The organism is Mesorhizobium sp. M7A.F.Ca.CA.002.04.1.1, assembly GCF_004022805.1.
GTDB classification, from domain to species: Bacteria; Pseudomonadota; Alphaproteobacteria; order Rhizobiales; family Rhizobiaceae; genus Mesorhizobium; species Mesorhizobium ciceri.
In genome coordinates, this window is sequence record NZ_RZPL01000137.1 from 1 (window position 1) to 9,973 (window position 9,973).

Genomic DNA, 9,973 nt, shown 5'->3' on the forward strand with positions numbered 1-9,973 from the left:
TTATTGCTTCGGCGGCTGGGGTGGAACTTCACCCGGCTTGATCACCGGCGTCTTGCCTTCGTCGGGGGCCGGCGCCGCCATGCCCTGGTCTCCCGTCGGGGGCGGTTTCAGCACGCCGCCGCAGTCGTTGAGCTTCGCGGTCAAATTGCCGTCATCGGCTTGCTTTTCAGGCTGCTGTTTTGCCTCTTGCCCGGTCTGAGCCCTGCATTTGTCGGCCTGCGGCGCCTGGCTGTCGTTCTGCTGCTGGGCTGCGGCCGGCACTGCCAGCGCCAGCATAAGGCCGAATGGCATGATGGCGAGAGTTCTCATCCCTACCTCCTTCTTTCTTTCACGGTCGCCTGCGGCGACCTTCCCTTCACAGGGACAACGCCTGTCGACGAAAAAGGTTGGCCGCGTCGCCGGGCGGCATTGCAACCAAACCCGTTCGCCGGCCGTTGCGCGTGCCGGAGGCGGTCATGTTCGAAGGTTTTCAAGGCGCGGAAATCGACACCGGCGATGCCGGCATATTCTGCCTGCGTGCCGGGACCGGGCCGCCATTGCTGTTGCTGCACGGCTTTCCGCAGACGCATCTGATGTGGCGCGACATCGCGCCCGCTCTGGCCAGCCGGTTCAGCGTCGTCTGCGCCGATTTGCGCGGCTATGGCGGCAGCTCCTGTCCGGCGTCCACTCCGGACCACGCACCCTATGCCAAGCGCGCCATGGCGGACGATTTGGTGAGGCTGATGGAGAAGCTGGGTTTCAGCAGCTTCATGGTCGCCGGCCATGATCGCGGCGGGCGTGTCGCCTACCGCATGGCGCTCGACCATCCGGGCAGCATCGACAGGCTCGCCGTCCTCGACATCGTGCCGACCGCCGATGCCTGGGACCGCGCCGACGCCAGGCTGGCGCTGGGCTATTGGCCATGGTCGCTGCTGGCGCAGCCCGAGCCATTGCCGGAAAAGATCCTGTCCGGCGCCGCCGAGGCGATCGTCGACAATGCGCTCAACGGCTGGGGCTCACAGCCATCGGCGTTTCCAGCCGAAGTGCGTCAGGCCTATGTGGAGGCCCTGCGTACGCCTGCCCACGCCCATGCCATCTGCGAGGAATATCGGGCGGCAGCCACGCTCGACCGCGAGCATGACCATGCCGACAAGGCAGCCGGCCGGCGCATCCGCTGCCCGCTGCTGGCGCTATGGAGCGGTCAGGGCGCGTTGGCGGATTGGTATGCCGGCGAAGGCGGACCACTGGCGCTGTGGCGCGGCTGGGCCGACGACGTGCGCGGACAGGCGATGCCGGGTGGACACTTCTTCCCCGAGGAGGACCCGGCGCGGACGGCCGATCTGCTGGCCGGCTTCTTCGGCGAAACCAGTCACGGCATCTCCGTGCGATCGGAGTTACCTTCGCCCTCCCCTTGATGGGCTCAGGACGTTTCGGTTTCAGGCAGGTCGGCGCCCAACTGCGGAACGATGATCGAATCCAGCGGCGCCGTCAGCGACCAGCTGAGATGGCCCGGGCTGCGATCCAGCACCGCCAAGCCGTTCAGCGATTGCGGCGCGACCCGTTGCAGGACGACGGTGCCGAAACCCTTGCGCGTGCTTTCGTCTTGCCGCCCCCCGGGCCGCTCTCCCTCACGCACCGGCATCGTCTCGTCCCAGAGCAGATGGATTTCCAGCTTGTCCGAAGCGCCTTCGACGATCCGCCAGGTGATCTCCAGCCGCCCGGCCTCGCTCGCCAGCGCGCCATATTTGGAAGAGTTGGTGCCGAGTTCATGAAACGCCATGCCGAGATTTTGCACGGCATTCGGCTGCAGGGTCAAAAGCGGTCCGGAAAGCGATACCCGCGCCTCGTGGCCGAACGGCTTGAGCTGCTCCTGGGCAAGGTCGAAGAGGCTGGCGCCGGCCCATTCCGAGTTCACCAGCAGATCGTGCGACCGCGACAGCGCCATGATGCGGGAACGGATCATCTCCTCGAACTCGCGCGGATCGGTCGAGCGTTTGCTGGTCTCCCGGATCATCGAGAGGATCACCGCGAACTGGTTCTTGACGCGATGGTTCACCTCGCGGAGCAAAAGCCTGATCCGGCGCTCGCTCTCCTTGCTGGCGGTGATGTCGCGGGCGATCTTCGATGCGCCGATGATCTCGCCGGACGCGTTCCTGATCGGCGAAATGGTCAGCGACACGGCGATGAGGCCGCCATCCTTGCGCCGGCGGATCGTCTCATAGCTGGCCAGGAGCTCGCCCCTGCGAACCCGGCTGATGATGTCGGTCTCTTCATCCTTGAGATGATCGGGGATGAGCATGAGTACGGAGCGGCCGACGGCCTCTTCGGCGGTGTAGCCGAACATGCGTTGCGCCGCCGCGTTCCAACTGGTGATGATGCTGTTCAGGTCCTTGCTGACGATGGCGTCGAAGGACGAATCGACAATCGCCGCCAGCCGAGCGTGGGCAGTGATTTCGAGCAGGCTATCGACGCTTGCCAATTCTGTCATTGCCCCGTCGTGGCCCCACCTTGCCGCCTCCCGCCAGCGTCTGCGTGAGGATTCCCCTCCTGCTAGAAATGCCTGACCGGGCATTTTGGTTGCAGTCGGTGCGCAGCATTCCGCATTTGCGGTCGCGGACACGCATGTCACGATAATGCCCGGCCCTCCATCTCGGCAATGCCTCTGCGGCCGTAAATGCCGATCCAGTCGAGCTGCTGTAAGCCCGATGACCGCTTCGCCCTGTCCGTCTCATCGGCCTGCTTTTTCGGAGCCGGCGTCGTTGGGCGGCGCAACGGGCACTGCATCGGCGTCGGGATTCCTTTGCGGACAGTCCTCATAGCTGTGGTCGCGCCCGCCGCAGAAGGAACAGCACATGGCCTCGCGATCCCCGCTTCCGGGCCGCCATTGCGGAGTTTTGTAGGGCTTCCTGCCATCCATCCCCAGCAATGCACGACGGACCATTTGGTTGCGCTGCCACAGACGGCGAGCCGGCGGTTGCGGAACCACCCGGCGGGATGCGAGTTTCGGCCGATATGTCCATTCGAGGAACAGCCATGCCAATGCGCCGAATTGCCTTGACGGCAGCGATCCTGCTGGCCGCGACCGGCCTCGCCGAAGCCAGGCCCGACACCCGCACGATGAGTTGCGACCAGCTCCGGCAACTGCTCCAAAGCCGCCATGCCGTGGTGCTGACCACAGGCCCCAACACCTATGATCGCTATGTCAGGCAGTTCGGCAACGAATGCGACTGGCCGGAGGTGCCGATGTCGGCCTATGTCCCGACCCGTGACGGCAGCTGCCCGGTCTACCGCTGCGAGGAACCTGTCACCAACTTTCCGGACTGACACCGCGCTTCCAATCGGCTTTGCCGCCGCAGTGCGTTGATCCCGGCGCGCGAACCGGCTAGGGGTGGGGCGCAACGTGCATTTTCCCGCTTCGTCTAATGGTAGGACAGCGCCCTTTGAAGGCGTGAATCGAGGTTCGAGCCCTTGAGCGGGAACCAGCAACCAAGCGCTTGGCTGGTTCGAAGCCGCGCGCAGACTGGCCAGCCGGCTTCAGCACATTAGCGCGCGCTTGTATTTCACTCGAAGCAGGATCATCATCCAGGCCGTCAGTGGCTTGAAGGGGTAGAGCGCATGGAACTGAGTTGCTTTGACGGGGGCGTGCTTGCGTCGACGATGTCCCTGAACGTCACGGCGGTTTTCATGATATTGGCCGCATTTGCCGCATTTCGGCTGCTTGCAATGTCAGGCGAAGGTTCTGTCGACCAACTCCAGACGGCGTAGCCGGCAGAGAACCTCCCGTGCAGGAGAACGGCATATGGCCGCGAGAAAGGTGATAGCCGTCAAGGACTGGTCTTGCGGCATGAGCGACGAGCTTGGCCGCGTCGTGCTGACCATCAACCCGACCGAGGGTGAGCCCATCCTGGTTTTGATGACAATTTTCCAGGCGGCAAGGATGGCCGGGGAATTGCGGGCGCCGAAACTCGTCTCCATACCCCGGTGACGCCACGCCCCCGGCAAGGCGGATCAAGCTCGCCGGGGCAGCCCCAACGCCCCCAGCGAGCCCTGTTGCTCCGTTACGATGAACAATGGAGCAATTAGTGTTTTACGGATCTGGGCGCCGTTAAGTTGCATCCGGCTCCTGAAACCATTTCGCGGACCCCGCGTTGACCACCGGGCCGACACAGGAGACATCTCATGACCGTCAACTGCCGCATATCGATCGACAACCGGCCGGAGGCCACGGACGCGGTTTTTCAGGCGGTTCCGCGGATCGGCGAAAGCGTTGCGCTGTCGATCGATGGAACCACGCAGGATCTGCGGGTATCGCGTGTCGTGCACGTCACCAATGGCAGCCTGGAAGGTGCCGCGATCGTCGTCGAAGTGACGACCAACATCCTCTGAATCGAGAGTTATGGTCCGCTGGGCCGGCCGGCACCGCGTTGCGGCGACCGGCAGCCTGAAAGGACTGGAGCGGCTCACGCGCGGTGAACCGCTACTCCTTGCCGCTTTCGGAAATGCCGTTGCCGCCGGCGGTTGGCAGGATACCGAAGTCTTGCGACTTCGCCCCTTGCTCCGCCGTCAGGAAGCCGTCTGAGGCAAGACCGCGCCGCAGCAATTCCCTGACCGCGGCCGAACGGCTCGGCATACGCTTGTCGAAGCGCCAGTTTTCCAGCGCAGCCAGCTCGTCTGACGTCAGCATGATCTGCAACCGTTCCGGGCGTTCCAGTTCAGTCATCGCGCTCCCTCGCTCAGGATCCCGATACCTCGAATGAGTATTCAACTCGCTTACCTAATAGTTAGGAAAGCGCTCCTAGCGCGTCAAGACCTCGGGATGAGTGAACTGCTTCTCATGCGCATGATGAGCCTGATGGTATTCGGCGTAAGGCGCATACTTGCATAACTATGCTAACTAGCTGATTTGTTTAGATATTATTTAATTCGTGACTTGCCAAGATGAAGCCCCTGCCGCATTGTGCAACCTGAACAGAAAACCGTTCCCTTTGGGAGGTTTCGATGCGGTATGATTACTCGGCGCGACTGCGCGATGACGTCCGTTCAGCGGTCCAGATCGCCTTCAGGAAGACCGGCATCGTCAGTATCACGGCGGTGGCGGAACATGTAAGGGTCAGGAACCTGGCCGAAAACATCGCCCTCGAGGACGTCGAATACATTGTCTTCCAGGCAGCCCAGCTGATTGGCGCCGCAATTGAATTCGACGGGCTCACCAATTTCGACGGCGTGGCTGGCCTGTTCGTGGATGGTCTCGGTGGCGACGATGGCGGGCGGATGATCGCCCAACGCGACGGGCCTGGTCCGGCCACCCTGCAGTAAGACGGTACCGGCTGAACAGGGGGCCTTCTCAAAAGGCCGCCCTGCTGTTTCTGAACCGGATGATGACCGGAGCCGTTCCGTCAGGCGGAGCCGGCGATTTGTGAGGCGAAGTCGCGATAGGGACGCAGAGGGCGGCCCAGAAGCGCGGTCAGGCGCTCCACGTCGCCGGCCTCGGGCAGCATGCCGTCGGTCAGGAACCGTTCGCCCATCAAGCGCATGTCGTAGGCCATCCAGGCAGGCAGGAACTGCTTGAGATTCTGCTCGAAACCTTCGGTGTTGTCGCCGCCGTAGCTGATCGGCCGGGCGAGCACGTCGGACCAGATGGCCGCGATATCCGTCCCGGTCAGTGTCTGCGGACCGACGAGGTTGATCCGCTCGAGCGCAAGCGGCTCCGCGGACCGTTCGCGGCGCAGCAGCTCGAGAGCGGCGATCTCGGCGATATCACGCACGTCGACCATGGCGAGACCTTTGGCGCCGATCGGCATTGTGTAGGTGCCATAGCCGGTGATGACGTCTTCGATCATCAGGTCGTTCTGGATGAAATAGGCCGGGCGCAGGATCGTAGCCTGGAAGCCCATCTGCTCGATCATTCGCTCGACGCCGAACTTGCCGGCGAAATGCGGCACGTTCACATACACGTCGGCATGGATCACCGAGAGATAGACGATCCGCTCGATGCCCGCCGATCGGGCGACGTTCAGCGCGACCAAAGCCTGGGTGAATTCGTCCGGCACCACGGCGTTCAAGAGGAACAGGGTGGAAACGCCGGACATGGCTTTGCGCAGTGAATCGACATCGAGAAAGTCGCCTTGCGCGACCGATACGCCCGCCGGGAAGCTGGCTTTCGACGGATCGCGGACGAGAGCACGGACGTCGGCGCCGCGCTTGACGAGGTGCTCGACGACTTGGCGGCCAACATTGCCTGTGGCGCCGGTAACGAGGATGGTCATGGAATTTCTCCTGTTGGGTTGCTTGACAGGCCCAATATGTGTGGCTCACAAACACTCAAACAGACCGAAATTTTAGACGCACCGTCTCACTGGTGGAACACCTATGGATATTCTGGCCCTCACCGATTTCAACCTCGTTGCCCGCCATGGCGGTTTCGGCAAGGCGGCACGGGCCACCGGCCGGCCCAAGGCAACCCTGTCGCGGCGCGTTGGAGACTTGGAGAGCAGCCTTGACCTGCGCCTGTTTGAACGGGGTGCGCGTAACCTGAAGCTGACCGAGGAAGGACGGGCGCTTTTCGAGCGGACGGGGGCGTTGCTTGCCGAACTGGACGAGACGGCCGCGGCGATCGCCTCGGGCGGTCAAAGACCCAAGGGGAGACTGCGGATCAGCGCGCCCCTGCTTTTTTCTCAGACCGCGATGGGGAGGATCGCCGCGGGATTTGCCCTCAAATTTCCGGAGGTGAGGCTGGAGGTCACGACGGAGGACCGGGCTGTGGACATGATCGAGGAAGGCTACGACCTGGTGATCCGGGTCAACCCGGATCCCGACGAAAGCTTGGTCGGACGGGCGTTTCTCCGCGACCGGCTGGTCGTCGTGGCGAGCCCTCACCTTCCTCGCACCGGTGGACCGGCCCCTGCCGTTGCGCGCGGGAAAGGCGAACGGCAAACATGGCACGTGAAGACCGAGGGTGGCCGGTCGACGATCAAAATCGAGCCGGTCCTCGCTTTGGGAACGCTCATTATGGTGCGCGATGCGGTGCGGGCGGGGGTCGGTGCGGCACGTCTTCCCATTTCGTTGGTGGCCCACGATTTGGCTGACGGCACGTTGGTGAATTGGGGGGACATCGACGCCCCTGAGATCGCTCTTTGGACGCTCTACCCCTCCCGGCGGCTGCTCAGCCCGCGCGTGTCGGCGTTCCTGGATTTTCTGAAACAGGCCTTCCCGAACGGGACGCCGGACGAACTGGCCGCCTATATCGGCAGGTGATGCCCGACCGCTTTCGCCGGCAAGAACTTTTATTTTTGGCGGAAGGAGTTTGCGGTGGAACAAGTTGGGGCGACGGCAATTACCTTGTCGCCCTACAAGAGGAGGACGTCGTGAAAGACTTGCGCAGTCTCCTTGCCGAACTGTCAGCCAACTGGCTCAAGCGCCGCAAGGCGCAGGCGCCCACGACCGTGAACACGGTCAAACCCCGCCCTGCCCACCAGGCGACGCGGCAACGCGCCGCCCACAAACCCAAAACACCGCCCACCCGCGATGTCGCCTCGAACATGTGAGCCCCGCGGACAATGTGGGGCCCAATGCCGCTGGGGGTATCGGCAATCTATCACGCCAGATTGATTGGTAGCGACGAAACCTTGAGCGGCCATAAGCGTTTATTGCTTCAGCCCAATTGAGGTGGTTCCAATGCAAACGGCATGGTTCTCCAAACCTGTGGCGGTTTCGGTCGGCGTCACCGGTTCCATCCATCATCTGTCCAACACACAGCAGGCCATTGATTTGCTCACCACACATTGGCGTGACGCAGGCAGCCCGAAGCATCGGTCCGCACTGCGCGCCTGCCAGCGGGCGACGAGCGGCGATGTTGCCCCCGACGTCGCCAGGGCGGCGCTCGTCGAAGCAGCGCGCGAAGCCCACATCCTGATCGAATAGCCACATCGTGATCTAATAGGCGTATCGATTGAACCTGCTGACGCTATAATCGCTGCGCCCCCTCCGGAGAACGCCTGCCATGACCCTGAAAACACGCAAGCTCGGCAGCCAGGGGCTGCAGGTCTCGGCTATCGGCCTCGGCTGCATGGGCATGAGCCAGTCCTATGGCCCGGCCGACGAGGCCGAATCCATCGCCACGCTGCACCGTGCCATCGACCTCGGCTGCACCTTCCTCGACACCGCCGAAGTCTATGGCCCTTACGACAACGAAGCCCTGCTCGGCCGGGCATTGAAGGGCAAGCGCGACCTGGTGACGATCGCCACGAAATTTGGCTTCCGCATCGAAAACGGCAAGCAGACCGGAACCGACAGCCGGCCCGAGCACATTCGAGAGGCGGTGGAAGCCTCGCTCGGCCGCCTCGGAACCGACCGTATCGACCTGCTCTACCAGCACCGCGTCGACCCGGCGGTGCCGATGGAGGATGTCGCGGGCGCCGTCGGCGAACTCGTCGCGCAAGGCAAGGTGCGCTTCTTCGGCCTGTCGGAAGCGGGTGCAGCCAACATCCGCCGGGCGCATGCCGTGCATCCGGTGTCGGCGTTGCAGAGTGAGTATTCGCTGTGGGAGCGCAATCTGGAGCCGGAGATCATCCCGCTGCTTGGCGAACTCGGCATCGGCCTGGTGCCGTTCTCGCCGCTCGGCCGAGGGTTTCTCACCGGCCAGGTCAAGCGTGCGGAAGACTATCCCGACGGCGATTATCGCCGCAACGACCCGCGCTACCAGGGCGAAAACTACGACGCCAATGTCGAGGCGGCCGCCAAGGTGAGCGACATCGCCGCTGCCCGCGGCGTCAAGCCCGGCCAGGTCGCGCTGGCCTGGCTGCTGGCGAAGGGCGACGGCTTTGGCATCGACATCGTGCCGATCCCCGGCACCAAGCGCAGAAAATACCTGGAAGAGAACGTCGCCGGCGCCGCTATCAAACTCGATGCCGCCGAGATGGCCGCGCTCAACGAAGCGCTCGCGCCGGGAAAAATCTCCGGCCCGCGCTATACCGAGCGGGGCATGGCGATGGTCGACCGGTAGGGGGCGCCTGCTCCAGCGTCCGCGACAATCTCGCCAAGCTCGTTCCGAATAGTGATGCTAACGAAAGCCCAGATGCTTCCGATAGCAGTGGGTTTCCACGGTGAACCTGCCGGCGACATCATCCGGCAGCCAAAGTGCGTCTTCGAAGCTGCGGTTCAAGCGCCATCCTTCGCGGGCATAAAATCTCTGCGCGCGGACATTTCCCGCCGTGCAGAAAAGCTCGGCCTCCGCCACGCCCTGTTCGCACAAGAGATGCTCGGCATAAGACAGCAGATCGCGGGCGGTTCCGCTTCCCCGTGCCTGCGGGCTTACATAGAGTTTGACCAGCTCCGCCCCGTTTATCGAGACGAAGCCAAGCAATCCATCGGCAGCCGCCACATGGAAGGCATCGGTGGATTGCTCCAGCCACAGCGCAAAATGCGCCGGCGTTCGGTACGCCAGGATTTCGGCTGGAACCAGATGCGCATGGGCATCATGCCAGCCCTGATGCCACAGTTGCACGATCGCCGACCGGTCGGCTTCCTGGGCTGGGCGAATTTCGAGCATTTCTCACCGCCGACGGGTAGCTAATCCGTAAGGCCGCGCGGAGGGCCGCCTGGTTCCATGGGCCTTCCGCCGATTTCGGTCAACCCGCCGCTGCCGCGGTAACCTTCTTGGACGCGGCCCGCTGTCGCCGCATGCGCCGTTTGGCGACAAGCTTGAGCGCGACCGGCGGCTCGTTTGACAGCGCGCCCAGCACGGCGTCGACCATGCCATGCGCCACGAAATCCGCGTTCATGTCACGCGCCAGTTTGCCCGCCGTCTCCTTGTCCTCGCTGTCGGCCTCCGACCAGAACACGATTCCCACCCGAAGTGCGGCCTTCGCACGCTTCAGCCGGCGGACCAGAAAGCGGGCGTGCTTGATGGAATCCCGGTTCAGGAATCCGACCACGACGGTGTCGACGGTTTCGAGCTCAAGGCGGCGAATGCCGGCGGGTTCCATATCGGCAAAGC

The 9,973-nt window shown here is 63.4% G+C and carries 14 protein-coding genes, 1 tRNA gene and 1 pseudogene; 10 read left to right on the forward strand and 6 right to left on the reverse strand.

Going from position 1 to position 9,973, the window contains the following annotated elements; translation table 11 throughout:
* Entirely contained in the window at positions 1-309 is a 309-nt protein-coding gene (locus ENZ75_RS09970; protein WP_013530773.1) for a hypothetical protein, read from the reverse strand.
* 146 nt (positions 310-455) lie between these two features.
* Here ENZ75_RS09970 and ENZ75_RS09975 point away from each other — a divergent pair, with 146 nt between their 5' ends.
* Positions 456-1,394 carry an alpha/beta hydrolase gene (locus ENZ75_RS09975; RefSeq protein WP_063170278.1) on the forward strand — a complete coding sequence of 313 codons (939 nt, stop codon included), beginning with the start codon at positions 456-458 and terminating at the stop codon, positions 1,392-1,394.
* 5 nt (positions 1,395-1,399) lie between these two features.
* Here the strand turns inward: ENZ75_RS09975 and ENZ75_RS09980 are convergent, their stop codons facing one another.
* Positions 1,400-2,467, reverse strand: a complete 1,068-nt coding sequence (locus tag ENZ75_RS09980; RefSeq protein WP_063168565.1) for a PAS domain S-box protein — start codon at positions 2,465-2,467, stop codon at positions 1,400-1,402.
* Between the two features lie 545 nt (positions 2,468-3,012).
* Between ENZ75_RS09980 and ENZ75_RS09990 the strand changes: the two genes are divergently transcribed.
* The 4 genes from ENZ75_RS09990 (at position 3,013) to ENZ75_RS10005 (ending at position 4,365) form a co-directional block, all read left to right on the forward strand.
* Complete coding sequence (locus tag ENZ75_RS09990; protein WP_013530770.1) at positions 3,013-3,303, forward strand: hypothetical protein; 291 nt, start codon at positions 3,013-3,015, stop codon at positions 3,301-3,303.
* An 84-nt stretch (positions 3,304-3,387) separates the two neighbouring features.
* Positions 3,388-3,461: transfer RNA gene (locus tag ENZ75_RS09995), tRNA-Gln, on the forward strand.
* A 317-nt stretch (positions 3,462-3,778) separates the two neighbouring features.
* The gene (locus tag ENZ75_RS10000; protein ID WP_013530769.1) at positions 3,779-3,964 is read left to right on the forward strand and encodes a hypothetical protein; all 186 of its coding nucleotides are present in this window, start codon (positions 3,779-3,781) and stop codon (positions 3,962-3,964) included.
* A gap of 194 nt (positions 3,965-4,158) precedes the next feature.
* Positions 4,159-4,365 (forward strand): hypothetical protein, encoded by a 207-nt coding sequence (locus tag ENZ75_RS10005; protein ID WP_013530768.1) that lies wholly within the window; start codon positions 4,159-4,161, stop codon positions 4,363-4,365.
* Between the two features lie 91 nt (positions 4,366-4,456).
* On the opposite strand, the gene ENZ75_RS10010 is transcribed toward ENZ75_RS10005, so the two are convergent.
* Positions 4,457-4,699, reverse strand: coding sequence for a hypothetical protein (locus ENZ75_RS10010; RefSeq protein ID WP_013530767.1), 243 nt, complete (start codon positions 4,697-4,699; stop codon positions 4,457-4,459).
* A gap of 278 nt (positions 4,700-4,977) precedes the next feature.
* On the opposite strand from ENZ75_RS10010, the gene ENZ75_RS10015 reads away from it, so the two are divergent.
* Positions 4,978-5,295 (forward strand): hypothetical protein, encoded by a 318-nt coding sequence (locus tag ENZ75_RS10015; protein WP_063168566.1) that lies wholly within the window; start codon positions 4,978-4,980, stop codon positions 5,293-5,295.
* An 80-nt stretch (positions 5,296-5,375) separates the two neighbouring features.
* Here ENZ75_RS10015 and ENZ75_RS10020 read toward each other — a convergent pair whose 3' ends face one another.
* Entirely contained in the window at positions 5,376-6,245 is an 870-nt protein-coding gene (locus ENZ75_RS10020) for an NmrA/HSCARG family protein (RefSeq protein ID WP_013530765.1), read from the reverse strand.
* Between the two features lie 103 nt (positions 6,246-6,348).
* Between ENZ75_RS10020 and ENZ75_RS10025 the strand changes: the two genes are divergently transcribed.
* The 4 genes from ENZ75_RS10025 to ENZ75_RS10040 all read left to right on the forward strand — a co-directional run bounded on the left by ENZ75_RS10025 (position 6,349) and on the right by ENZ75_RS10040 (position 8,980).
* On the forward strand, positions 6,349-7,233 hold the full coding sequence (locus ENZ75_RS10025; RefSeq protein ID WP_013530764.1) for a LysR family transcriptional regulator: 885 nt from the start codon (positions 6,349-6,351) through the stop codon (positions 7,231-7,233).
* Positions 7,233-7,523, forward strand: a complete 291-nt coding sequence (locus tag ENZ75_RS34590; RefSeq protein ID WP_013530763.1) for a hypothetical protein — start codon at positions 7,233-7,235, stop codon at positions 7,521-7,523. The genes ENZ75_RS10025 and ENZ75_RS34590 overlap by 1 nt, the downstream gene beginning before the upstream one ends.
* A 130-nt stretch (positions 7,524-7,653) precedes the next feature.
* The gene (locus ENZ75_RS10035; RefSeq protein WP_013530762.1) at positions 7,654-7,899 is read left to right on the forward strand and encodes a DUF982 domain-containing protein; all 246 of its coding nucleotides are present in this window, start codon (positions 7,654-7,656) and stop codon (positions 7,897-7,899) included.
* A 79-nt stretch (positions 7,900-7,978) separates the two neighbouring features.
* Complete coding sequence (locus ENZ75_RS10040) at positions 7,979-8,980, forward strand: aldo/keto reductase (RefSeq protein ID WP_063168567.1); 1,002 nt, start codon at positions 7,979-7,981, stop codon at positions 8,978-8,980.
* Between the two features lie 57 nt (positions 8,981-9,037).
* Here the strand turns inward: ENZ75_RS10040 and ENZ75_RS10045 are convergent, their stop codons facing one another.
* A complete protein-coding gene (locus ENZ75_RS10045; RefSeq protein ID WP_027160744.1) occupies positions 9,038-9,526 on the reverse strand; it encodes a GNAT family N-acetyltransferase in 489 nt (162 codons plus the stop codon).
* A gap of 79 nt (positions 9,527-9,605) precedes the next feature.
* Positions 9,606-9,973 (reverse strand): annotated as a pseudogene (locus tag ENZ75_RS10050) (AI-2E family transporter); the annotation flags it as partial.